Source organism: Propionivibrio soli (genome assembly GCF_025770765.1).
GTDB classification, from domain to species: Bacteria; Pseudomonadota; Gammaproteobacteria; order Burkholderiales; family Rhodocyclaceae; genus Propionivibrio; species Propionivibrio soli.
This window is the reverse complement of sequence record NZ_JANZKY010000004.1, coordinates 20,074-43,940: the sequence shown is the minus strand read 5'-3', so window position 1 is coordinate 43,940 and position 23,867 is coordinate 20,074. Positions and strand designations below refer to the sequence as shown.

Annotated in this window: 23 protein-coding genes; 7 read left to right on the top strand and 16 right to left on the bottom strand. The window is 60.8% G+C overall.

The features are described from left to right. Window positions 1-23: 23 nt before the first annotated feature. The 3 genes from NZ453_RS05405 to NZ453_RS05395 all read left to right on the top strand — a co-directional run bounded on the left by NZ453_RS05405 (window position 24) and on the right by NZ453_RS05395 (window position 2,231). A complete protein-coding gene (locus NZ453_RS05405) occupies window positions 24-602 on the top strand; it encodes a GNAT family N-acetyltransferase (protein ID WP_263769403.1) in 579 nt (192 codons plus the stop codon). Window positions 603-659: 57 nt separating this feature from the next. Then, on the top strand, window positions 660-1,727 hold the full coding sequence (rsgA, locus tag NZ453_RS05400; protein ID WP_263769402.1) for a ribosome small subunit-dependent GTPase A: 1,068 nt from the start codon (window positions 660-662) through the stop codon (window positions 1,725-1,727). A 93-nt stretch (window positions 1,728-1,820) separates the two neighbouring features. Further along, on the top strand, window positions 1,821-2,231 hold the full coding sequence (locus tag NZ453_RS05395) for a VOC family protein (RefSeq protein WP_263769400.1): 411 nt from the start codon (window positions 1,821-1,823) through the stop codon (window positions 2,229-2,231). Between the two features lie 60 nt (window positions 2,232-2,291). Here the strand turns inward: NZ453_RS05395 and NZ453_RS05390 are convergent, their stop codons facing one another. Genes NZ453_RS05390 through NZ453_RS05380 form a run of 3 tightly spaced genes read right to left on the bottom strand, consistent with a single transcriptional unit; the run spans window position 2,292 to window position 3,616 of the window. Beyond that, complete coding sequence (locus NZ453_RS05390; RefSeq protein ID WP_263769399.1) at window positions 2,292-2,681, bottom strand: ArsR/SmtB family transcription factor; 390 nt, start codon at window positions 2,679-2,681, stop codon at window positions 2,292-2,294. Further along, window positions 2,668-3,132: an SRPBCC family protein gene (locus NZ453_RS05385; RefSeq protein ID WP_263769398.1), complete on the bottom strand. Its 465-nt coding sequence runs from the start codon at window positions 3,130-3,132 to the stop codon at window positions 2,668-2,670. Before NZ453_RS05385 ends, NZ453_RS05390 begins: the two co-directional genes overlap by 14 nt. A gap of 19 nt (window positions 3,133-3,151) precedes the next feature. Further along, window positions 3,152-3,616: an SRPBCC family protein gene (locus NZ453_RS05380; protein ID WP_263769397.1), complete on the bottom strand. Its 465-nt coding sequence runs from the start codon at window positions 3,614-3,616 to the stop codon at window positions 3,152-3,154. Window positions 3,617-3,782: 166 nt separating this feature from the next. On the opposite strand from NZ453_RS05380, the gene NZ453_RS05375 reads away from it, so the two are divergent. From NZ453_RS05375 to NZ453_RS05365, 3 genes are all read left to right on the top strand, one after another. Beyond that, on the top strand, window positions 3,783-4,904 hold the full coding sequence (locus NZ453_RS05375) for a DJ-1/PfpI family protein (protein WP_263769396.1): 1,122 nt from the start codon (window positions 3,783-3,785) through the stop codon (window positions 4,902-4,904). Between the two features lie 66 nt (window positions 4,905-4,970). Beyond that, window positions 4,971-5,360: a DUF488 domain-containing protein gene (locus tag NZ453_RS05370; protein ID WP_263769395.1), complete on the top strand. Its 390-nt coding sequence runs from the start codon at window positions 4,971-4,973 to the stop codon at window positions 5,358-5,360. Between the two features lie 223 nt (window positions 5,361-5,583). Continuing rightward, window positions 5,584-6,030: an SRPBCC family protein gene (locus NZ453_RS05365; RefSeq protein WP_263769394.1), complete on the top strand. Its 447-nt coding sequence runs from the start codon at window positions 5,584-5,586 to the stop codon at window positions 6,028-6,030. 352 nt (window positions 6,031-6,382) lie between these two features. Here NZ453_RS05365 and NZ453_RS05360 read toward each other — a convergent pair whose 3' ends face one another. From NZ453_RS05360 to NZ453_RS05335, 6 genes are all read right to left on the bottom strand, one after another. After that, entirely contained in the window at window positions 6,383-7,117 is a 735-nt protein-coding gene (locus NZ453_RS05360; RefSeq protein ID WP_263769393.1) for a HEPN domain-containing protein, read from the bottom strand. A gap of 3 nt (window positions 7,118-7,120) precedes the next feature. Further along, the gene (locus tag NZ453_RS05355; protein WP_263769392.1) at window positions 7,121-8,308 is read right to left on the bottom strand and encodes a DUF262 domain-containing protein; all 1,188 of its coding nucleotides are present in this window, start codon (window positions 8,306-8,308) and stop codon (window positions 7,121-7,123) included. A gap of 207 nt (window positions 8,309-8,515) precedes the next feature. Further along, window positions 8,516-9,124 carry a class I SAM-dependent methyltransferase gene (locus tag NZ453_RS05350; RefSeq protein WP_263769391.1) on the bottom strand — a complete coding sequence of 203 codons (609 nt, stop codon included), beginning with the start codon at window positions 9,122-9,124 and terminating at the stop codon, window positions 8,516-8,518. 97 nt (window positions 9,125-9,221) lie between these two features. Continuing rightward, window positions 9,222-9,968 carry an SDR family NAD(P)-dependent oxidoreductase gene (locus tag NZ453_RS05345; protein ID WP_263769390.1) on the bottom strand — a complete coding sequence of 249 codons (747 nt, stop codon included), beginning with the start codon at window positions 9,966-9,968 and terminating at the stop codon, window positions 9,222-9,224. Between the two features lie 462 nt (window positions 9,969-10,430). After that, entirely contained in the window at window positions 10,431-11,360 is a 930-nt protein-coding gene (locus tag NZ453_RS05340; protein WP_263769389.1) for a response regulator transcription factor, read from the bottom strand. Then, a complete protein-coding gene (locus tag NZ453_RS05335; RefSeq protein ID WP_263769388.1) occupies window positions 11,353-14,793 on the bottom strand; it encodes a hybrid sensor histidine kinase/response regulator in 3,441 nt (1,146 codons plus the stop codon). The genes NZ453_RS05340 and NZ453_RS05335 overlap by 8 nt, the downstream gene beginning before the upstream one ends. Before the next feature lie 347 nt (window positions 14,794-15,140). Here NZ453_RS05335 and NZ453_RS05330 point away from each other — a divergent pair, with 347 nt between their 5' ends. Continuing rightward, window positions 15,141-15,821, top strand: coding sequence for a PEP-CTERM sorting domain-containing protein (locus tag NZ453_RS05330; protein WP_263769387.1), 681 nt, complete (start codon window positions 15,141-15,143; stop codon window positions 15,819-15,821). 125 nt (window positions 15,822-15,946) lie between these two features. Here the strand turns inward: NZ453_RS05330 and NZ453_RS05325 are convergent, their stop codons facing one another. The 7 genes from NZ453_RS05325 to NZ453_RS05295 form a co-directional block, all read right to left on the bottom strand. Beyond that, window positions 15,947-16,414 carry a hypothetical protein gene (locus NZ453_RS05325; RefSeq protein WP_263769386.1) on the bottom strand — a complete coding sequence of 156 codons (468 nt, stop codon included), beginning with the start codon at window positions 16,412-16,414 and terminating at the stop codon, window positions 15,947-15,949. Between the two features lie 174 nt (window positions 16,415-16,588). Next, entirely contained in the window at window positions 16,589-18,067 is a 1,479-nt protein-coding gene (locus tag NZ453_RS05320) for an efflux transporter outer membrane subunit (RefSeq protein ID WP_263769384.1), read from the bottom strand. Between the two features lie 8 nt (window positions 18,068-18,075). Then, window positions 18,076-19,194 carry an ABC transporter permease gene (locus NZ453_RS05315; RefSeq protein ID WP_263769383.1) on the bottom strand — a complete coding sequence of 373 codons (1,119 nt, stop codon included), beginning with the start codon at window positions 19,192-19,194 and terminating at the stop codon, window positions 18,076-18,078. 1 nt (window position 19,195) lies between these two features. Then, complete coding sequence (locus NZ453_RS05310; RefSeq protein ID WP_263769382.1) at window positions 19,196-20,332, bottom strand: ABC transporter permease; 1,137 nt, start codon at window positions 20,330-20,332, stop codon at window positions 19,196-19,198. Beyond that, window positions 20,329-22,065 (bottom strand): ATP-binding cassette domain-containing protein, encoded by a 1,737-nt coding sequence (locus NZ453_RS05305; protein WP_263769380.1) that lies wholly within the window; start codon window positions 22,063-22,065, stop codon window positions 20,329-20,331. The genes NZ453_RS05310 and NZ453_RS05305 overlap by 4 nt, the downstream gene beginning before the upstream one ends. A 39-nt stretch (window positions 22,066-22,104) precedes the next feature. Continuing rightward, window positions 22,105-23,100, bottom strand: a complete 996-nt coding sequence (gene hlyD, locus NZ453_RS05300) for a secretion protein HlyD (RefSeq protein WP_263769379.1) — start codon at window positions 23,098-23,100, stop codon at window positions 22,105-22,107. Window positions 23,101-23,103: 3 nt separating this feature from the next. Further along, entirely contained in the window at window positions 23,104-23,787 is a 684-nt protein-coding gene (locus NZ453_RS05295; RefSeq protein ID WP_263769377.1) for a CerR family C-terminal domain-containing protein, read from the bottom strand. Window positions 23,788-23,867 lie beyond the last annotated feature (80 nt).

Sequence of the window (23,867 nt, the reverse complement as noted above, 5' to 3'; positions counted from 1 at the left end):
CTCATTAGGTTTACCCGTTAATCATGTTGCCCTTCCCTGAGCTTCAAACAAAACGTTTACGCTTGCGTGAGCTTGATGCCTCTGATGCTCCGGCGATCTTCAAAATCTACAGTAACTCCAGCGCTATGCCATTTTTCGGCACGGACCCGATCAACAGCCTTGCTGAAGCAGAGAAGACCATCGCCAAGTTCTCGGGCTGGCGTTCGTTGCCCAATCCTGGCATACGCTGGGGGCTTGAAGAGAAATCGACGGGCCGACTGATCGGCAGCTGTGGGCTCTTCGCTTGGAACCGCGCTTGGCATCGATGTACGACAGGCTATGAACTGGAGTTCAGCGCGAGAGGCCAAGGGTTCATGAACGAGGCTTTGCGGGTAGCCCTTTGCTGGGGCTTCACTGAGATGCAGTTGAACCGGATTGACGCGCAGATTCATCCCGGGAATCACGCCTCTCTTCGATTGGCAGAGAAATTGGGCTTTCGGCGTGAAGGTTGCCTTCGCCAAGCGGGTTACTGGGGCGGCGAGTTCCGCGACCTTCTGCAGTTCGGCTTACTGCGTACAGACTGGTCAGCGGTCGAGAATGGGACGGGCATTGCAGCAGGCTGATTAAAGAAGGCGCGTATCCCTTCGGCAGAGAAGACGCTTGATTGAGAAAGCACATCAATGCTCCAAATAAGTGATTTGACCCCTCTTGGCTGGACCGACTGGTTCGAAGAGCGCGCCATCTACGGCGCCGACGAAACTGTCGCGCGGGTCGCGGCGGTTGACCGCGATCTATTATGGCTGATGGATCCCACCGGCACCTTCCGCGCGAAATTGGCTGGGCGGTATTTGTATCGGCATCAGGTGTCGGAGGAGAGGCCTTGCGTTGGCGACTGGGTGTGCGTCGAACGACCCGCTGCGGAAGGCGTCGGGCTGGTGCGGGCGCTGTTGGAACGGCGGACGGTGTTGCGACGGAATTCAGCGGGCGCGGCGGGGGAATACCAGATGATCGCCGCCAACGTCGATTACGTGGTGGTCGTGCAGTCGTGTCACTACGACTTCAACCTCAACCGTCTTGAGCGCTATCTGGTGATGGTGCGGGATGGCGGCGCGGAGCCGCTCGTGCTGCTCACCAAGACCGATCTGGTGGCTCCGGAAGTGCTCGCGCGGCAGTTGGCGGAGATCGAGGCGGCGGGCGTTTCGGCCTCGGTGCTGACCGTGAGCAACGTGACACGTGAAGGCGTTGATGATCTCGAACGCAGGCTCCAACCCGGCAAAACCTATTGCTTCGTCGGTTCGTCCGGCGTGGGCAAGAGCACGCTGATCAATGGGTTGATCGGCCGGGATGCGCTGCAGACGGGCGGCGTCAGTGGTACGGGAGAAGGCCGGCATACGACGGTGCGCCGCGAACTCATCGTTCTCAAGAGCGGTGCGCTGGTCATCGACAGCCCGGGGATGCGCGAGTTTGGCGTCATCGGCGCGGAAAGCGGGATCAGCGACAGCTTTGCCAACATCGTCGGACTCGGCTCGTCCTGCCGTTATCGCGACTGCAGCCACTCGGGTGAACCAGGCTGCGCGGTGCTTGAAGCCGTGGAGTCGGGAGCCGTGACCCAGGAGCACTACGAGAACTACCTGAAGCTCCGGGACGAATCGGCGTTCCATGAGATGTCGAGCATCGAAAAGCGCAAAAAGGATCGCGACTTCGGCAAGTTCATCAAGTCGGTGAAGAAGGATCTCAAGAAGCGGTAGTGCCCTCCGAGACGGACGGCCCAGGGGTTGTCCGCCGTCGGCCTCATTCTTGCCGGGCGATCTCCGTGATCGCTACGTGAGACGGAGGACGCCATGCAGTTTCTGATCAATATCGACGTCGACGATTTGCCGAGAGCGATCGACTTTTACACGCGGGCGTTCGGCCTTACGGAGGGCCGCCGATTGTGGGTAGACGGAACGGAGCTGTTGGGCGGACCGGCGCCGATCTATCTGCTGGCCAATGCACCAGGAACCCAGCCGGCCGCAAGTTCGTCCCAGCTTCGTAACTACGCGCGGCACTGGACCCCCGTACATCTGGACATTGTCGTCGACAACATCGACGTCGCCGTGGAACGCGCCGTCGAGGCGGGCGCCAAGCTGGAGCAACCGGTGCAATCGAATACGTGGGGCAAGCTGGCGGTACTCGCCGACCCATTCGGCCACGGCTTCTGCCTGCTGCAGTTTGTTGGCAAGGGGTACGGCGAAATCACCGCGCCCGAGTGAGCGGTATCGGTCGCGAGGTAGCGTGCTCAGAACGTTGAAAGCTCTGACTATCGATTCCAGTCAGAGGGTCGCTTCGGCAAACGCCTTGAGCTTGCTCAACGCCACGTCCCATTCGCGCCCAATGATTTCGAGGGTCCGCTTGGCTTCCTCGATCTGTCCCGGCTCGAGTTGCCACAAACGTTCGCGGCCGCGCTTGACGTCACTTACGAGGCCGGCCTGCGCGAGCACCTGAAGATGCTTCGTCACACCCTGCCGGCTGATATCGGTAGTGGCCGTCAGCTGCGCGATTGAAAACGCGCCGCCGGCACAGAGCACGGCGACAAGTTTCAAGCGCATCGGGTCGCCGAGCGCGGCGAACACGCTGGCGAGTACATCGCTGGAGCGGACGATCGCCGGCAGGCCCGCATTGCGCGGGCCAGTATCGGGCGCCGTTGTGTCACACGCTGGCATGGCGGGCGATGTTGTTCAACTGGACTTCCCAGCCTTGATTATTCATGCGGAAGGCTTCCAGGCGGCGGTGCGGCGGCACCTTGTCAAAACCGGACTCTACCACCGTGAGCAGCGTGCCGTTGCCGGGCGCGTCTTTCAGCGTGAAGGTCACGAGCGTCGGCGGTTCCTGCTCGTAGTCGACCGACGCATCGACGGGGTAGGGGTGCCAGTGGAATGCCAGCACCTCCTGCGGTTCGACGCGCTGGACGACCACATCGAACCAGATGTGTTCGTACTGGCAGATCGTGATCTGGCCGCGCGTACGTTGCCCCGGGACGAACGATTGCCCGTTGAGCTTGGCCCCAAACCAGGTGCCGAACTCCTCGGCGTTGGAGAGCGCCCGCCAGACTCGGGCACGTGGGGCATTGATGACGATGCGGCGTTCGATGCGATCCGTTTCCGATGTGCTCATAATCTGTTCGCTCCTTCTCTCAATTGGCACAGGCGGCTGTGACGCATTGCTCATAGGGCGCACCGCGGCCGGTTTCCACGTATTGCTGCAAGCTGCCCAGGAAATGCCTCCAGCCATTACAGCACAGGTCATAACACTCAAACGCGGGCACCAGCCCTTTGTGCTCGAAATCGAGTCGCGTGCGGCCGCCGTCGAGTGGCGTCAGATGGAAGGCGATCCGCGTGCCCACCCATTCGTCCTTTCGCGCTACCGGGTCGATGTGCGCCTCGGTACACAGCCAGTGCACTTCGCGGTCGGACTCAAGGCATTCGACTCGCATGGCCTTGTGGCTGCTCCCGAATCGGAATCGAACTGTGCCGCCAACGGTGGGGTTCCCGTCGGTTTCTTCGGTCCACCAGGCCCGCAGGCCGTCGATCGTGGTGAGTGCCGCATAGATGGTAGAAGGGAGCGCTTGAAGCTCAAGACTTTGCTGGAAGTGGCTCATGGTCTATCTCCTCAAAAGGCAACCATAAGGTTGCTTGTGGCCACTATAAGACACGCCTTTACTAAATGCAACCGTAAAGTTGCACATTGTCCATAATCGAATACCGCCTGGTCGCGGGAACATTCGCCGTCGGTGCAAATCGCAGTACCAACGATGGAGGAGGCGAATGCGCTCGATGTTCCGGATATTGACCGCGGTTGCCGCACTCGCCCTGGCTGCATGCGGGCCGGGAGTGACGGTTCCTCCGTTTGTCGGCGACCCCGTAGCGCTCGAACGCGACAAGCAGGTGTTCGTCGAGGCAATGAAGCCTCGCAATGCCGGCCGCCCAGTGATCGCTGTGCTGGCGTTGAACGAGGGAACCGAGACGACCGACTTCCTGCTCACGCACGCGGTGCTCAAGCGCGCCGATGTTGCTGATGTGCGGCCGGTTGCCCTGCACCGAGGGCGCGTGCGCCTCTACCCCGCGCTAGAGGTCGAGGTGGCGGAGGACCTGGCCGAGTTCGATCGCAAGAACCCGGCCGGGGCCGACTACGTCATCGTCCCGGCGATGGTGCGTGAAAACGCCCCGGAGATTCTGGCGTGGCTCAGGCAGCAGGCCGATCGTGGAGCCCGGATCATCGGCGTGTGCGTCGGCGGAGTCGTTGTCGGAGAAGCCGGGTTGCTCGACGGACGACGGTTCACCGGTCATTGGTTCTCCCGTAAAGATATGCTCAAGAACCCGGGTGCCACGTACGTTCCTCATCGGCGGTATGTCGCCGACCGCGGCGTTGCCACGACGACCGGCATCACCGCTTCGATACCCACGATGCTTGCCGTGGTCGAAGCGATCGGTGGTCCAGACAAAGCGGCCTCCGTCGCGGCGGAAATGGGCGTGGCATCCTGGGCTCCGGCGCACGACAGCACGCCGTTCGCGTTGACTGCCGGGCGCATGTGGAACTACGTCCTCAACAAGGCGGATTTCTGGAACAAGGAACGTTGGGATATCGAGGTGCCGCCCGGCGGCGACGACACCGTGCTTGCGCTCACCGCCGACGCGTGGGAGCGCACCGGGCGAACGCGGGTCGAAGCGGTCTCGGAATCGAGCCCGGTCAAGCTGCGCAGCGGCCTTGCGCTCGTGACCCAACCGGCGACCGAGGGGAAACGGCGGGTAGCGCTAACGGCGAGTCTCACGCCGATGAAGCAGCTTAACCGCACGCTGTGCGAAATCGGCGAGCGTTACGGGGCATCGCGGCGCGAATGGGTGATGTTGGAGATGGAATACGCGCAGCCCGCTGTGTGTTCGGAATAGCGGCTCTTCGAATCTTCGAAAGCCGGCCGACACCACACCAGAACCATTACTTTTGAGGAGCGCATCATGGCGATCCGCATCATCCAATTAGGCAGTGCGCGCGCAGAGGGCGAGGGATTGCGCATTGGCACCGTCCGCCGTCCCCCGCGCGGCGTGCCGAAATCCGAGTTCAGCAGGCAGAACTGGTACGACGTTTGGTTCCCGAATCTCGCGCCGAGCGTCGAGACGATGAAGCTCGCGCAACAGGCCGAAACGCCGGCCCAGTGGGCGGCATTCACCCGCAAGTTCAAGGCGGAAATGGCCGCACCGGAAAGCGCCCATTCCGTCGCGCTGCTAGCCGCGCTCTCGCAACAGACGAATTTCTCCGTCGGCTGCTACTGCGACGATGAGTCGCATTGTCATCGCTCGATCCTGCGCGAACTCCTCGCCGCCGCCGGGGCAAAAATCGAAGGCTAGATGTCGATGTGCGCCGCGCTCGGGCGTCGACCCTGGAGCGTCGAAAAAGATTGAACACTGAATCTTTCTCGGGCGAACGCAGCCTAATCGGGGCGACGAGAAACGCGGATTTACGAGGTCGAGATAGGCTTCGCCGATTTGCTTACCCGACAGGAAGTGTTCGCCGAGGGCGCCTCATGCGGCGCCCGCGCGTCGCCTTCATTACCAGAAAGGAGAACTCATCATGGCTACCGGCACTGTCAAACTTCATCGCGTCCTACGTACTAAACCCGAAAAGGTCTATCGAGCCTTCGTCGAAGCCGATGCAATGTGCAAATGGATTCCGCCGTACGGCTTTATCTGCTCGGTACAAGAAATGGATGCCCGGGTCGGTGGCAAATTCCGCATGGCCTTCCGCAACTTTTCCACGGGCAACAGCCACTCGTTCGGCGGCGAATACCGCGAACTCATCCCCGGCGAACTGGTTCGTTATACCGACAAGTTCGACGACCCGAACCTGCCGGGCGAAATGCAGGTGACCGTCACGCTGAAAGCCGTGGCTTGCGGAACCGAAATGAGCATCGTGCAAGAAGGCATCCCGGAAGCCATCCCGCCCGAGATGTGCTACCTCGGCTGGCAGGAATCCCTCATCCAACTCGCCAACCTCGTCGAACCGGATATTCCGGGGTGATGCAAAGGAGGCGGTCTCGCCTGGCCGAGATGTGTCTGCGTCAGGCGAGGCCGGTTCGTTCACGAATAATGCGGTTTGCACGCTCGTCGTCGCGTCGACGTGACGGGCAGTTATCGACCCAGAAGAGCCGGTCGATATTGTCGCCGTAATAGCAACATGTAGTAATACCGGCCAGTTGCTTTTGGCCGACGATACTTCTGCACCGCATTATGAACAAACGTGACATCTCTCCATGCAATGGCCAGGTCGAACGGCAAGTAACGTATCGGCCACTAATCTGCTACTCAATCATGGAGGGCCGTCGGCCCCAATCAATGGGTGTCTTTGTTCGGTCACTTGACCTCTAGAAGTGTTATTGCCGTTCGGGAGTTGTCTGCGTCAGTATGTCGAGAGTCTCGCAAAGAGCTCTCCCGAAACTCTCAAGCAAGTTGATGTCGTTCACGATCTGGTCTGGACCACTGGACTGGCCCGGATTCAGGGAATGAGCGATAGCGTTACGACGCTCGAAAAAATCCTCCAACATGTTTATGAGTTTTCCGTGGGCCTTGGCGCCCTCTGTTTCGCCTAAGACGTCTAGTATTGATTGCCGATGTGATAGCTTTCGACAGACGTCACTTAGACCACTCACCTTAAACATGCTGTTCAATTCATTAGGGCGCATGTTGTTCTCGTTGTGGATTAGATCACGGTAAATATCCTGGGTGAGGTCGCCGCTGCAAAAATCATGGATTACAGAGAACCGAACTTGAGCGGCACTGAATGGATTCTCCGTTCCCATCCCAGCCTCATCCTCGTGAAACCTAATCTTCGCAAGTCCTTCCATCGTTCGCTTCCAAGCCGTGGAGGCCAGTTTCGAGGGGAGTTTCGCAAACGACTCAGTGCGGTTGACGACAAATCGAGCGTATTCTCGCGCCATCTCTCGCACAAACTCCTCAAAGGTTGCTGCGACCAAGAGTGTTGATGAATTCGCAGCCGCAATTCGTACCTTGAGATTATTTTGAGGCTCATCAAACGTAACAACTAGGGAGCGAATGGCCTCCATGTCCTCGACGAACTCTTCAGCAATGACTTCAAAGACGGTGGCCACAATCTACTCCGGACGCAATATCTCCCGCAGAAGGGCAATCCGCTCTTTAACTGCTTTTGCAGTATTGCCCTGACCCGTCAGCACGATAATTCTTGCTGGGTCGGCTACAGCTTCTGACATTCGTATTCTGACTTGAGCCGCATCATTGGATATTTCGTCGCGTATGGCCCAAAGGTCGTTTATTGCGACCATCGCGGCATCGTATATTGCTGCCGAAACACGGACGTGCCCTTTATCATCTGGCGGAAGCAGGAAGGGCCTTCCTTCGAAAAGGTCGTGCAGAAACGTGAAACGGTCGATGAAATCCTGCTTAAGTGCTTCACCTTCATTTCCCGTAATCTTGAGTTCCATCGCGCGATCCAGCATCGATTTCATCGAGCCGCGGATGTTGTTCTCGTCCCTCAGAGCAAAATATCGAAGAACGAGTTGGCAATCGCCCATAGTTGAATAGAGGATGTTTTTCTGCCTCTGCGGGTTTTCGTAATACTCGTTTGGGTCGCTTTCGATGTAAGGAGGGATGTCGAAGACCTTCGTGAAGAGCCTGAAGCGAGTTAGGTCGATGATGACCTTGTTGAAGTCTCCGGTATTGAGCGCGTTACGGATTTCCTGCGGATTCAGCTTTATGCCACCGGTGTTCAAGCGGTCGAATATGAACCTACGAATGTCCGTGAGCGTAATTTGCTCTTGTGTTTTTTTGGTCTCACTCTCAAGAAGTAATACTATGGCCGATATGCTTGCACGGTCGAGCGCTCTCTTGATGCGCGGCGGGCATTTAGAGTAGCGGAGCCCATTGAGTGGCTTAAGCACTGGCAATGCCGTTAGAGCAAAGTCACCCGCAATAAACTCACGCACAGCATTTAGCCGCTGCTGACCGTCCATGACCTCATACCGAGCCGCGTCGCTCTCGTAAAGGAATACTGGCGGGACCGGAATGTTCAAGAGAAAAGATTCAATCAACTTGGACTTCTGACTAGTTGTCCAACGTAAGCGTCGCTGGTATTCCGGCCGCAGATTCAGTATTTCACCCTTTTCGATGAGATCTCGAAGTTGGGGTAGGAAAAAGTTGTTCGTCTGGTAGACGATACGAAACGCGTTTTTCGAAAAAAACTCGTCGGGATCCTGCTCTTTGACTCCAGCGGGCGGTACTTCCTGTTCATCTTCTACTTCACCCATTTCGATTTCAATACTCATTCCCTACTCCTGGAATTCAAGATCTAGGCAGACGATCCAAAGCGGTAGTCTGCAGCAAAAGGTACAAGCAGCCAACTAAGACAGAGACAGGAATCGAAGCACTCAAGAACTTGTAAATATCCTAAAGCACTGTGAATGGCGGCTTTAATAGGCAACCTGCCATTCGAGGTTTGATGCCGAAAGGCAGGTCGTGCCGCTGATCGCTACTCATCCAAGTTCAACACTATCCCCTACCTGCCAAACCAGACAGCGGTTATTTGACGGCATCGGCCGGTCCTCAAGCAGCTCCATCCCGGCTCCTTGCGCGAGGGCATGCACCTTTTCGAAATCCCGTATTCCTTGATGTGGCGCATTTTCCTTGAGCCAGCGATCAAAACTAGCGTTGCTGTCGCTGGTGAATCGGCCGCCGTAGTTAAATGGACCGTAGATGGCCAGTTTGGCGTTGCGAGCCATGATGCTGGTCAGACCGGCGAACAGAGACTCGACGGCGGTCCAGGGCATGATGTGCAGGGTGTTGGCCGAGAAAACCGCATCGTAGGATAGGACCGGCCAGGTTTCCTGCACATCGAGTAACAGAGGGGGCGGGGTGTTAGGCAGGGCGGCGTCGTCCAGCCATGCTGTGATACCGGGCAGATTTTCTGCGCGATCCGACGTCTGCCAGGTCAGGTGCGGCAAGTGTTTGGCAAAGAAGATGGCGTGCTGGCCGGTGCCGCTGCCTATTTCCAGCACATGATGACGATCGGCGAAGTGCTGGCGTAGCACGTCAAGAATCGGTTCCCGGTTCTTTTCGCAGGAAGGAGCGTTGGGCTTGTCCATGTAGACCTCGAATCAATCGGCTGCCATGATGGGTCAAGCCGGCGCCGCCTGCAAATCTAGGAGCAGCCGCTGCGGGCCGCTCCGGGCTTTGCGCCGCCTACGACCGCTTGATCGTGAATCCGCCGTAACCCTGACAGGTCGGCATCATTTCAATGTGCGTGATGTTGACGTGCGCCGGTAGCGTGGCGATCCAGTAGGCGGCGTCGGCGATATCGCTTGCGGTCAGCGGCATGGTGCCTTCGTAGACCTTCGCTGCCGCCGCGTCATTGCCGCGGTAGCGTACGTTGGAGAACTCGGTGCCACCGCACAGACCCGGTGCGATGTTGGTGGCGCGGACGCCTGTTCCTGCGAGGTCGGCGCGCAGGTTGCGCGTGAATTGTTCGACGAAGGCTTTGGTCGATCCGTAGACATTGCCGCCGGGGTAGGCCGTATTACCTGCGATCGAGCCGATGTTGATGATCAAGCCTGTATTGCGCTCAATCATCGCCGGCAGCAACTTGTGCGTGATCGTCACCAGCCCCTTGACGTTGGTATCGATCATCGTCGTCCACTCGTCGAGCGAACACTGGTAGGCAGGCTCGGTACCGAGCGCGAGGCCGGCGTTGTTGATGAGCACGTCGATCGGCTTCCACGTGTCGGTCAGTTGCGCGAGGCCGCGATCGATGGACGCAGCGTCGGTGACATCGATGGCGACGGGGAGCAGGGCGTCGCCAAGCTCGCGCTGCAGTTCGGCGAGCCGCTCGGCGCGGCGCGCGGTGGCGATCACCTTGTGGCCTTGGCGAACGAATCGGCGGGCCATTTCTTCGCCGAATCCTGAACTTGCGCCGGTGATGAGAACGATCATTGCTTTTTCCTTTCGTGTTATCCGACCAGAACCTTCGGATTGTATGCCAACCCGGTTTTCAGGACGAAGGCGTACGGATCAGCGTGGCGTCGGACACGCATTGATAGGGCGATTTCGTCAAATAGCCAGGCGATTCTCCGCTCCGTCATCGGCCAGGGGATTAAGAAGCCATAGAGTCGAATCAAGCGATGCAAATCCCGCCCGGCCTCACCTTGTCAGGGGAGGAGTGTTGCGAACTCGACCGCCCCGGCATTCTTTCGATGCCCCACGGGGAGGAAAGTGGGAACCCGCACAGGCACTCAACCCGGGGGTTTGGCGGCTAGATGATATTGACACAGAACATTAATTTAATTTCTTATTATTTTGAATAATAAGGACTCTCTATGAAAAGACCCGCCAAGAAGAGGGCCGCTTCCGGCCTGCGAAAGCGTTGAGTCCGTGGGCGAAAAACCGCCTGCGGCCTCACGCTCCCCGCATCTTGCTCATGGCGAGGTTGGCGGCCGCTGTGCGCGTTTCGACGCCCAACTTCTCGAAAACGTGTTCGAGGTGCTTGTTCACGGTGCGCGGGCTGCTGCCGAGGATGTCGCCGATGTCCTTGTTCGTCTTGCCGAGCGATACCCAGTAGAGGACTTCCGCTTCGCGCTGCGTGAGGCGGAAGGCGGCGATCAGCGATTCGATCGCCGAGGCGTCGTTTTCCTCGCGCAGGACGACGAGCCATTCTTCGTCGCCCGTTTGATCGTGGAAGGTCGCGAGCAGGCGGCGGCTGCCCTCGGCAACGAGCAGCGCATTCGGCTCACGGTTTTCCCTTCGGCAGGCGATGGCTTGCGCAATCCATTCGAGCAGGCGCGGCGGTGTCTCTTTCTCGCCCGTTCCAAAGTAGTCGTGCAGCAGCTTGCGTGCGAGCGCCGTCTGCCACACCAGTTTGCCATCGGCGGCGCGTACCGCGATTGTGGCTTGGCCGAAAGCATCGAGCGCCGTACGCGCCTGGCGCATCTGGCGGGCGTTTTGCACGTGTGCGGAAATCCGTGCCAGCACTTCGGCCGGGCGGATGGGCTTGGTCACGTAATCCGCACCGCCAGCGGCGAAGGCGGCGACCACGTGCTCGGTCTCGGTCAGCCCCGTCATGAACACGATGGGGATGTGGTGAGTGGCGAAATCGGCCTTCAGGCGCCGCGCGACCTCGAAGCCGTCCATGCCCGGCATCACGGCGTCGAGCAGGATCACGTCGGGCAGGCTCTGCCGCGCACGTTGCAAAGCGGATTCGCCGTTGGTGGCCACGAGGACGGTGTACCCGGACTCGTCCAGTGCATCGTGCAGCAGCGATAGGTTCTCGGGAATGTCGTCGACGATCAGAACGATGTCGGAAATGTCGCGTTCGGGCAGATCAGGCATCGCGCGCCTTTCTTAGGATTTCTTTCATGGCGTCGAACTGGAACTGGCGGGCGAGCCCGCGCAGGATGGTTACGAATTCTCCGCTTGCCGGCTCAGTCCGTTCGACTTCGCCGAGCTTGTTGAGGATGCCGCGCACGTAGCCGAGATCGACGAGTTCATCGAGCGCCGCCAAGTAGTGGCGGCTCGGCGGAATGGCCGTGGCCGCGGTGTGGTGCGGCTGCTCCGCGGGGCGGTCGGGCGGCGTGACCTCGGAAGAATCGGCATAGACCCACTGCAGCCCGAGCTTGCGCCCGATCCAGTCGAGAAGTTCGTCGACACGCAACGGCTTGACGATGAAATCCTCGGCGGCGATCCCGACGTCGTTCTCTTGGCCTTTCTCGAAGGCGTTCGCGGAGAGGATGGCGATATGGGCGCCGGTGAGCCCCGCGGTCCGGATGCGGCGGATCGTCTCCCAGCCATCCATGCCGGGCATCGCGAGGTCCATGAAAATCAGATGCGGGGCGAAGGCCGGGATCGCCTGTAGACATTCCTCGCCGCCGCCCGCTTGCTCGACCTGAAAGCCCAGCGGATCAAGGACGTTCTGCAACATCTCGCGATCGACTTTTTCATTATCGACAACGAGGATGCGGCGCCGGATGCCGACGTAACCGATGCGGTTGGAGCGGGGGAGCTCACGCGCGGCTTGCACGGCATGGACGCGCGGCAGGAACAGCCGCACGCGGAACGTGCTGCCTTGCCCAGGAACACTGGTCAACGTCATCTCGCCGCCCATCAGGGTCGTAAGCATGCGCGCGATCGTGAGGCCGACGCCGCTGCCGCCGGCATGCGCACTCCGGCCGCGAACGAAAGGTTCGAAGATACGCTCGATCTCGTCCTCCGGAATGCCTGGTCCGGTATCGCGGATCTCGAACACGGCGAGGTCGTGGCGATACTCGATGCGGAAACCGATCTGCCCGGTCGCCGTAAACTTCACAGCGTTGCCGAGCACGTTGATCAGGATCTGGCGCAAGCGGCGCGGATCGGCTCGGACGACGGCCGGGATCTCGCCGGCCGGTTCGTAGTGGAACGCCAAGCCCTTGTTGCGCGCCTGCAGTTCGAACATGCCGACGATCTGCTGCAGGAAGTCGGGAAAGTCGAAGGGCTTCGCTTCCAACGTCATCTTGCCGCTTTCGATCCGTGCGATATCCAGCGTACCCTCAATGACCGACAGCAGGTGGTCGCCGCTCTTGCGGATCACGTCGACGGCTTGGCGGCGATTAGGCGGAATCGCCTCGTCGTCGCCGAGGATCTGCGCGTAGCCGAGAATGCTGTTGAGCGGCGTGCGCAGCTCGTGGCTGATTGCCGAGATGTAACGGCTTTTCGCGAGATTGGCCTGGTCGGCGGCGAGCTTGGCCTTCTGAAGCTGCTCGTCGGTGCGCTGGTGCGAATCGATTTCCTGCATCAAGAGGCGCGTCTGCCGGTTCGATTCCTCCTGCGCCACCTGCCGGCTCTTGTGCGCCAGCACCATCCACCACGCGCCGATGCCGGTGAACAGCAAAAGCGCGGAGAACGTCTTGACGAACACCTGCTGTAGATGCGGGACGAGCTGCGCCTGCGACGCGCCAAGCGCAAATACCTCGTGTGTATAGAGCAGGCCGAGCAGTCCGGCGAGCACCGGTACGATGCCGGCCATCAGCATCAGGTAGTTCACAAGGCCGGCGTCGAGGTAGGGGATCACCGAGGCCGGCAACAGGCGTTCGAGCAGGCTGCGCCATTGTCCTGCGAGGTTCGAGCCCGGCTTGCAAAGGTCGTCGCAGCGCGCGTCGAGCGAGCAGCATAGCGAGCAGATCGTGCCGTTGTAGGCCGGGCAGTGCGCCGTGTCCTCGGCTTCGTATTCGCGCTCGCAAATGCAGCAGCGATGCCGGCCCCGGACACCGGGGGTGTCGTGGCGCACCAGGTAGTATCGGCCACCCGTCCACCAAGCGAGCAGCGGCGCGGCGACGAAGGCGGCGAGGATGGCGATGAAACTTGCGTAGGGCTGCACGTCCGGTCCGAACGCCCCCGTAAAGGCGGCGACGGAGAGTAGGGAGGCGATACCCATGGCGCCGACGCCGACCGGGTTGATGTCGTAGAGATGGCTGCGCTTGAACTCGATGCCTTTCGGCGACAGGCCAAGGGGCTTGTTGATGACAAGGTCGGCGACCACGGCGGCCATCCACGAAATGGCAATGTTCGAGTAGAGCCCGAGTACCTGGCCGAGGGCCTGGAAGACATCGAGCTCCATCAGTAGCAGGGCGATCAACGTGTTGAAGACGACCCATACCACGCGCCCGGGGTGGCTATGCGTAAGCCGCGCGAAAAAGTTGGACCAGGCGAGTGACCCGGCGTAGGCGTTGGTGACGTTGATCTTGATCTGCGAGATGACGACGAACAACACCGTGGCGCCGATCGCCAACGCCGAATTCGGGAAAACGTGCGAAAAGCCGATCAGGTACATCTGGTTCGGATCGACCGCTTTGTCGACCGGCACGGCATTGCGCAGCGCGAGATAGGCGAGAAGGGCGCCGCCGAGCATCTTGGCAACGCCCGGCACGATCCAACCGGGGCCGCCGAGCATCATCGCTGCCCACCATGTCTTCTTGTTGCGCGATGTGCACTCCGGCATGAAGCGCAAGTAATCGGCCTGTTCCCCCATTTGGGTAACCAGCGCGATGCCGACGGTGAGCGCCGCACCGAAGAGGGGCATGGAGAATGCGCCGCTGTCGCCCTTTGCACCGGAATAGCGCACGAGTTCGCCGAGCACTTCCGGTTCTTCGGTGAGCACGAACAAGAAGGGCAGGACGAGCAGTGCCACCCAGATCGGCTGCGTCCATGCCTGTAATCGGCTGATGGCGGTTACCCCGTGAGTAACGAGCGGGATGATCGCGAGTGCGCAGACGAGGTAGCCCCAGGTGGGCGGGATGTGGAATGCGAGTTCCAAGGCGTACGCCATGATCGCCGCTTCGAGCGCGAAGAAGATGAAGGTGAAGGAGGCGTAGATCAGCGAGGTAATCGTCGAGCCGATGTAGCCGAAGCCCGCCCCGCGGGTGAGCAAATCCATATCGAGGCCGTGCTTGGCGGCGGCGTGGCTGATCGGCAGCCCGATCAGGAAGATGATCAGCCCCGTCGCGAGAATCGCCCAGAAGGCATTCACGAAACCGTTGCCCACGAGCATCGTCGCGCCGACCGCTTCCAGCACCAGAAACGAGGAAGCGCCAAACGCCGTATTCGCCACGCGCATCTCCGACCACTTGCGAAAACTATGTGGCGTGAAACGCAGAGCGTAATCCTCCAGCGTTTCGTTGGCGACCCAGGTGTTGTAGTCGCGTCGGATCTTGATCACCCGCTGCGGAGGCTCGGCCGATGGCTCGACGCTCGATTTGAGGGAGGCGGCCGAGAGTCCCGGAGCGTTCATGAGGTTCTTGGGAAAAGAATGCGACGGGGTGGAACTGTGCGAAAAGTGTGCCCGCTGTTGCCGAGCGGAGGCTTCGATGCACGATGCAAAGACAAAAGGCGCCTCGTGGTGAAGTGGCTTCGGCCGCACTACCCTTTGCCGGGTATTGCGGCCGCGCAAACCGCTTTGTTTATCTCCGCGGTTTCAAAGGAATAAAGCCACAAGTATGTCGTGGTTTTTTACGCAGCTCCTCATCGCGCCATCTTAGTTTTGGAAAAATCTGCGTAAAAACAAATTGTTATGGTTTTTCAATGCCCTCGGCATGAGATATGCGTCCGCGCGCATACCTAGAATAACGGGAGAAAACAATGACAACGAAGCTCGCGAAAGTACTTTCGGCTGCATCGTTCGCTCTGGCTCTCGCGGCTCCGGCTAGCGCCGCGGTGATCGATTTCACGGGAGGCACGCTCTACGGTGGCGGTTCGCCGCTATTTACGACCAACACGGTCATGGGCGGCTACGGCGATTACTACGTCGAAAATGGATTCAAGCTCGGTTTTGTCGGAGGTACCGGATACGTCGGTCCGTACTATGGCGGGGCGAACGACGTCATCCACGCTCACTGGTCCCTAGGGGACTACGGGACGGTGACGGGAATCGAAATCACCAAAGTGGGCGGCGGTACCTTCGATCTCAATTACTTCATCCTCACGTCCAATACGGATAACGGGGGCGGTGCAGCGAGCGGCAACGAGGAAACGTACATCGAAGGATTCTCGGGCGGCATTTCGACTGGCATCGCGCAACTGCTACCGGTTGAAGACTGGGGCTTTCCGGCTACCAAGATCTTCCTGGGAAGCGCCTTCGATAACGTTGACCTGGTTCGATTCTTCATCACCAGCGCGGTCGATTGCTTTGGGATGGATGAGTTCTATATCGACCAGCCGGCACCGCCTCCCGATGGTGTTCCAGAGCCTTCGTCCTTGGCACTCCTTGGCCTTGGTGTGGCGGCTATCGGGGCGTTCAGGCGTAGGAAGAACGCTGCGTAGCGATACCCTGTATAGCCAGAAGCCCTCGATTTATTGAGGGCTTTTTGTTTGGTACGGCTGAACTTCTACAGGAGGTTTTGAACCGGTGACGGTTTGTTCGCGCCACAGATCAGCAAGACGATCGCTCAGGGCGTGTTGCGGACAGCCGCAACGAGCCCAAACCAGCCGGTTAACCACCCGATAAAGGCAGCGACATGGCCAAACTCCCAGCGCGACCGAAGGCGGCTATAGGCGGAAACGAACTCGGAAGAGCTTGAGCCCGCCACTTCTGCCCATGCCGAGTTAACCGGGGAAACGACGAACCCCCAGACGAGCAGCGATGCCAGGAGAGAGGCCGCCGCGACAGCGGCGAGGCGCCCGGCCGGTAAATGTCGGGTTCGATAAGCTAGAAAGACAACCGTGAACAGAGCAGCTACCTGTACGCTCCCCCCGGCGATGCCGTACCACATGTAAAGCGTGCTCGTGACCTGGGCATACATCTCCGGGGGGTAGCCAAGTTTGACCGGCAGTTCCATCACGTGCGCAGCGCCCGGGGCCAAGCCGAGCGCTGTGAGTGTCAATGCCGTGCCATGAAGCGCCTTCTTCGATACCATTCTCGCAATGGGCAATGGTCGTGCCGTGCCGATGTATTCTTGCGAGAGGTTATGAGGCAAAGGCGTAGTTCCTCGGCGGGCGCGAGCCGAAATCTTGTGCTTTCTGGATGAACCTACCCCTGCCTCCGGCACCGGCGGCATGCCGCTTCGAGTGGTCGGCTTCTTTGGATCGCCTCAGTATCTGCTCGCAGAAAGGCCCGGTTTCTCGGACGGTGTCCAGCCGCCGCCAAGCGCCTTGAACAGCGCCACTGCATCGGACGCGGCGTTCGTTTTGAACTGGACGAGCAAGGCCTGCTGATCCGTCAGTTCGCGTTGGGCATCGAGCGTGTCCGTGAGCGTCGTGTCGCCGAGTTCGTAGCGCCGACGCGTGGTTTCAGCCGCGCGGCGCGTGCTGGCAACCGCTGTCTCCTGGGCCGTAATCGATTGCAGGGAGCGATCATATTGATTGAGCGCTCTTTCCGCATCGGAGAGTGCGGTGAGCACGGCCTTTTCATAGCCCACGGCGGCGGCTTCCTGACGAGCCTCGGCCGCACGGATTTCGGCTCGCACGCGGCCACCGTCAAAAACGCGCCAAGTGATCAGCGGTCCGAGCGCACCGCGCCGGCTATCGGAATCGAAGAGGGCGCTACCGCCAAGCGCGCGGAATCCCGCGCTCGCAGACAACGTGAGCTTTGGAAACAACTCGGCGGTTGCAACCCCGGTATCAGCCGTGGCCGCCGCCAGCTTGCGTTCGGCGGACAAGACATCGGGACGTCGGCGCAGGATGTCGGCGCGTTCGCCTACAGGCAAGGGATTGAGAACCAGTTCGGCCCCCGAGGACGTGGTCAGCGAAACAAGCGATTCGGGAAGGCCGCCGGTAAGGAGCCCGAGCGCAATCGCGGCGGCCTGGCGGCGCGCCTCGATGGCGGGGAGAGCGGCGCGGGCTTGATCGAGGCGCGATTGCGCGCGCTCGACTTCCGAGACCGGCAGGTCGCCGGCGCGTTGCCGGTCGCGAACCAGCCCGTGGATGCGCTGCAGCGCGTCGACCGACGCCTTACGAGCGGCGAGTTCGCGTTGCGCGCCACGCAGCGTGAAATACGTACGCGCCGTTTCGGCCGCGATGCTGATACGCAGGCCGGCGGCGTCGGCTTCGCTCATCTGCAGTGACGCCTGCGCAGATTCACGTTGTCTGCGCAGCGATCCGAACAGGTCGATCTCCCAACTTGCATCGAGTCCGGCATCAGAGACGGTTTGGTTCGGCGAGCGTTGCGGGTTGTACTCGGGGCTGTTGACGCTCAGCCGGCGCCGTTGTGCGTTCGCATTTGCGGCAACGACGGGTACCGACAGCGCCTCGGCGCGGACCAGCAGCGCTCGGGCCGCCTCGATGTTGAGATCGGCCTGGCGAAGATCGAGATTGCGCTCCAGCGCGAGGTCAACGACCTTCTCCAGGTCCGGATCGCCAAGCGTGCGCCACCAGGCAGCAAGGGCCGCCAGGTCGACATCTCCGACTGGTTGCGACAACCAGCCCTGACCAGTCGGGACGTCGGGAACGCGATGCTCCGGACCCACCGCGGTGCATCCGGAGAGAAGCGCGAAGAGAGAGATGAGTGCAACCGCCGCCGGGCGTGGCGGAAGAAAGCGGACTGTGCGGAATAGGCTGGCGCTCGATGTCATGGAAAACCTCACTGGAGCTTGCTGCGTACGAACAGAGTGGCCAGCGTCAACGTCACAACGGCGATGACGGCCATCGGCCACGCGTTGGCGAAGACGTCGGCGGGCGGCAGCGCTTTGAGGAAACTGCCTTGCAGAATGATCAGGAAGTGCTTGAGGGGGATGCATTCGGCAATCCATTGCAGGGCGAGAGGCATGTTTTCGACCGGCGTCGCAAAGCCGGACATGATCACGGCCGGGACGACGACGGCGAAGGTGCCAAGGATCGCCTGCTGCTGCGTCGAGCAGATCGACGAGATCATCAGACCGATGCCGACGAGCGACAGGATGAACAGCATCAGACAGACGAACAGCAGTCCGAGCGAGCCGGTGAACGGGATGCCGAAGAGGAACACGGCGGCGCCTATCATCACCGAAGCGAGGACGATACCGACGAGGAAGGCGGGAATCCCTTTGGCCACGATGATCTCAGTTGGTGTACAGGGGGAAACAAGCAACTGATCGAAGGTGCCCAGCTCGCGCTCACGGGCGATCGACAGGGCCGTGACCATGAGCGCGACCAACGTGACGAGAATACCCGCGAGGCTGGGTACAACGTACCAGCGATAGGTCAAGTTCGGATTGAACCAGTGGCGCACGGCAGCCGCATCACCGCCGCCACCACTCATGGTGGTCGGACGCAGCGTTGCGCCGACATGGCCGACGATCGTTTGTAGATAGCCAAGGGCGATCTGCCCGGCATTGGCCTTGCGACCGTCGATGATAATCTGTGCCGTGGCGTTTCGCCCCTGCGCGACGTCGCGTGAGAACGTTTCAGGGATCACAATACCCGCCAGAACGTGTTGCGCATCGATCAATTCGGCCAATTCGCGTTCGCTGCCTGCGACCCGAATGCGGCGCACGAGATCGGAGGACTCGATCTGCTGTACGAGTTCGACGGAAGCGCCACCGACGTCATGGTTAAGCAACGCGACGTCGATATTCTTGACCTCCAACGTGATGGCGAAGGAAAAGACGAACAATTGGATGATCGGCGGACCGATCAGGACGATGCGGCTTCTCGGGTCACGCAGGAGACACAAGAGCTCCTTGATGATCTGGGCACGCAGACGGATCCAGCGAGCGGACACGTTAAACCTCCAGCGTTTTGCGCATCTTGCGTAAAACGACGACAAAAAATACCAGGCCGATCAGCAGCAGGGCGCCCAGTGAAGGCAGGAGCAGCGACCACACGTCGCCGGCGAGGAAGACCGTTTGCAATCCGGCGTTGAAGTAGCGTGCCGGAACAATGATCGTGATGAATTGAATGACCTTCGGCATCGAGCTGATCTCGAACAAAAAGCCCGAGAGCATGAAAGCGGGTAGGAAGCCCGAAAGCAGCGCGAGCTGCGCGGCAACGAACTGGTTGCGGGCGAGTGTCGAGATCAACAGTCCTTGCCCGAGGGCAGGAATCAGAAAGATCGAGGCGAGGAGCAGCAGGGTGAAGACCGACCCGCGCAACGGTACGCCGAACACCCATACTGCGAGCATGGCGCCGACGCCGGTCGCGATCAGGCCGAGACAGAAGTAGGGCAGAAGCTTGCCGAGCAGGATTTCCAGCACGGTAGCCGGCGTGGAGAATATGCCTTCCATCGTGCCGCGCTCCCACTCGCGCGCTACGACGAGCGCGGTAAGTAGCGTACCGATGATCGTCATGACGATCGACAAGGCACCCGGAATCAATGCGCGGCGGCTTTCCATTTCCGGGTTGAACCAGAAGCGCGGCTGCACCGCGATAGCGGCCGGAGTTGCCGCTAGGTTTCGCGTAGCTATCCAGTTCCCGATGACGCCGTTGGCATAGTTGGCAACGAACGTGGCGGTGTTCGGCTGCGTGCCGTCGGTAACGATTTGCACGAGCGCATCGGTGCGCCCGCGTTGCAGGCGATTCGTGAAGTCCTGCGGGATCACCACATAGCCGCGCAGCTTGCCGGCAACTATGGCGGGCTCGATTTCGCGCCGGTCGCGGGCAGGCGTGACGGAAAAGTAACGACTGCCGGAAAATGCGGCCGCCAGCGATTGCGCCGCCTCGCCATCCGATTCCAGAACGACCCCGATGCGTACGTTGCGCGTATCGAGCGACACCGCATAGGCGAAGAGGAACAGCATGACCACCGGCAAAACGAAGGCGACAAGCAGAGTCGAGGGATCGCGGAAGATCTGGTAGGTCTCCTTGCGGGCGATCGCGATGAGCCTGAGAAGGCTGATGTCGGGTATCGAGGGCCGGTTCACCGAACCGCCTCCTCGGCGTCGATGCGTTCGATGAGACCGATGAACGCGTCTTCCATCGTCGGCTCGTGGTCGTCGTGACGCGCGACCTGGCGCTTCAAGGCATCCGGCGTGTCGAGCGCAATCAGTTTGGCGCGATACATGAGCGCTACCCGGTCGCAATACTCGGCCTCATCCATGAAGTGCGTGGTGACCATCACCGTCACGCCCTTGCGCACGAGGCCGTTGATATGGGTCCAGAACTCGCGGCGCGTAATGGGATCGACGCCGGAGGTCGGCTCGTCGAGAAACAGCACCGGCGGCCGATGCATCAGGGAACAGGCGAGCGCGAGGCGTTGCTTGTAGCCAAGCGAGAGATCGTTTGGCGCCGCGTCGAGGAACCGGCCCAGTTCGAACGCGTCGATCATCTCATCGATGCGCCCTTTCTTCTCCGCGCCGGCCAGGCCGTATACGCCGGCCGAGAATTCGAGGTTCTGGCGCACCGACAGAAGGCCGTAAAGCGAAAATTTCTGGGCCATGTAACCCAGTTGGTTCTTGGCTGCGCTGGCGGCCCTGGCGAGATCCAGGCCGACGACGTGCGCCGATCCTTCACTCGGCTTGAGCAGGCCGCAAAGCATCTTGAACGTCGTCGACTTGCCGGCGCCATTCGGTCCCAACAGACCGAAAATCTCACCTTGCCGGACGTCAAATGTCACGCGGTCCGTGGCCGTGAAATCGCCGAAACGGCGCGTGAGGTTCGAACACGACACCGCAGTATCGCTGGCGAGGTCCACCGGCTCCATCAAGTCGGCGATCACCGAAGAACCTCCCGGCCCTCCACCGAGCAGGTCGACAAAGGCATCCTCGAAGCGCGGGGCGACAGGTTCGATGCGCGCATTCACCGCTTCGGCCAACGGCCGTGCCGCGTCGATCGGCTCACCGGCGCGTGCGACAAGCCGTACGGAGCGGCCCTGGATGACGCCATCGCTGATCGACGGCAAATCCAGGGCTTGCGCGAGCAGCCGGCGTCGGTCGCCTTCCGGTTCGACGACGCGAAAACTCCGTCCTTGCAGCCGGTGCGTGAGCTCGGCCGGCTTTCCGGAGAATTCGAGCTTCCCCTCATTGAGCAGGAGTACGGAAGCGCATTGTTCGGCTTCGTCGAGGTAGGCGGTCGACCAGACGACGGCCATGCCTTCACCGGTCAGTTCGCTCACCATGCGCCATAAATCCTGCCGACTGACCGGGTCGACGCCGACACCGGGTTCGTCTAGCAGCAGGACGTCGGGGCGCGCCATCAGGGCGCAGGCGAGGCCCAGTTTCTGTTTCATGCCGCCCGAGAGCTTTCCCGCCAGGCGAGCGGTAAAGGGCCCGAGCTTGGTGAATTCGAGCAGACGACCGAACGTCGCCCTGCGTTGTGCCGGCGGCAGGGCGCGCAAGTCGGCGTAAAGCTGGAGGTTCTCCATCACCGACAGATCTTCGTAGAGGCCGAAGCGCTGCGGCATATAACCGGCAAGATGCGCGATTTCTCCCTGGTTGCGCACGGTATTGCGGCCGAGCACGTCGATCGATCCTTCGTCGGGGCGGAGGAGACCGGTCATCAGGCGCATCAAAGTCGTCTTGCCGGCGCCGTCTGGTCCGACGAGACCCGTCAAGCGGCCAGGGAGAATTTCCGCGCTGATTCCAGCCAACGCCACGACGCCTGGGAAGCGCTTGACTACGCCGTCGATGCGAATGCTCGGAGAGGTTGCGCTATCCATCGCCGACGATTGTTCAGGGGAGCCTTGCATCGCTTCAGGTCACGAGGACCGGCGGTGTTCGTCGACGGTGACCGTGACCGGCATTCCTTGGCGCAGAGCGTTCGCCGCGCCCGGCAGAACGATCCGCACTCGGTACACCAAGTCTGTGCGCAGTTCAGTGGTTTCTACCGATTTGGGCGTAAATTCCGCCTTCGGTGAGATGAAGCCGATGGTGCCCTTGAATAATTCGTTGGTGCCGTCGGCGGTCACCGTTACCGGGCTTCCCGGCCGCACATGGGTGAGCTGCGGCTGGCTGACGTAGGCGCGGACGTACACTGGATCCTGTAGTGAGAGCGTAAAGACGGACGAGTTGCTTGTCACCATGCTCCCCACCTCGCGCACGCGAGCCGAAATGAGCCCATCCGAGGGAGCAACGAGGCGGGTATCGGCAAGTGCAGTCTGCGCCTGAGCCAATTGAGCGTCGGCAGCGGCAAAGCGCGCTTCGGCGGCAGCGATGTCTTCCTTGCGCGAACCTTCCTTGCGCAGCAGCAGCCCCTGTTCGGCGGACGCCAAGGCAGCACGGGCTTGGTCGCGTGCGCTGCGCGCGGCTTCCAATGTCCGCTCGCTGGCCGCTCCGGTCTCTGCAAGCGCGGTCTGCCGCGCGAAGTTGCGTTCGGCCTCGGCGAGGGCCGCGCCCGCCTGCCGCACTGCGGCGTCGGCCTGGGCGATCTCCTGCACGCGCGAGCCGCGGCGGATTTTCTCAAGATCCGCCAGGGCTTGAGCGCGGTTGGCCTTGGCCACGGCCAGTGCGTCTTCGTACGGTTGCGCGTCGAGCTCGGCGAGCAACTGGCCTTGCCGCACGGTGGCCCCTTCGTCGAAGGCGAGCTTGACGATTCGGCCGGGTTGCCGGAAAGCGAGTTCGACTTCACGGATATCGACGTTTCCGTGCAGCACCAGCGCTTTGGGGCCGTCGTTACCCCTTTCCCAAAGGAAATACGTGGCCGAAGCGACGACCAGGACACCGACCGCGATGCGTGCCACCAGCTTCTTGTTCATTTGTCAGTCCTTGGAACGGAGAATTGCGTTGGCATTGGCCTTCACTTGCCTGAGGATCGCGTCGATCTGGGCCGGCCCGATGTCGTCCCATCCAAGATGGCGGAGTAGGGCTGTGCGCGCGGCGCGAAAGACGAGAATCTGGCCGAGGATCGACGCCACGACGATCGACGCCTGTTCCTGAGAATCCTGCGGGCGGATACGTCGCACCGTCCCGGTGACCACGCGTAGCGCACGGCACATGAAGCCCTCGTAGAGAATATCGAAGGCTTTCGTCGGCTCTTGCTGCTCGCGCAGGATGAGCTGCGCCCAGGACTTGGCTTGTGGATCGGCGAACAGCCGGATCATGCCCTCGACCAACCGCTCGACGAGGGCGATGGCTTGTTCGCGGTCCTCCGCTGTCGGCCCTCCATTCGGAACTGGCTGCGAAAGATGCGCTTCGATCAGACCGACAACCGGGCCGACCCGGCCGCGAATCTCCTCGCAAAGGAACTGGAAGACCGCGAGATACAGGCCCTCCTTGCCACCGAAGTGGTAGCCGATGAGCGCCTGGTTGACCTGTGCGCGCTGCGCAATCGCGCGGTTGCTCGCCGCATGGAAGCCGTCGCGAGCGAACTCGGCGATAGCCGCCTCAAGGAGTTGTCGCCGCGTCGTATCGCCGCGGTCGATGGGTTTCGTAGTGTCGTTCATGCCCAGAATATTAATTGATCGATTGATTAAGTCAACCGATCAAATTCGGATCTGGCTACGACAGAGGGGTGAATTCCTGC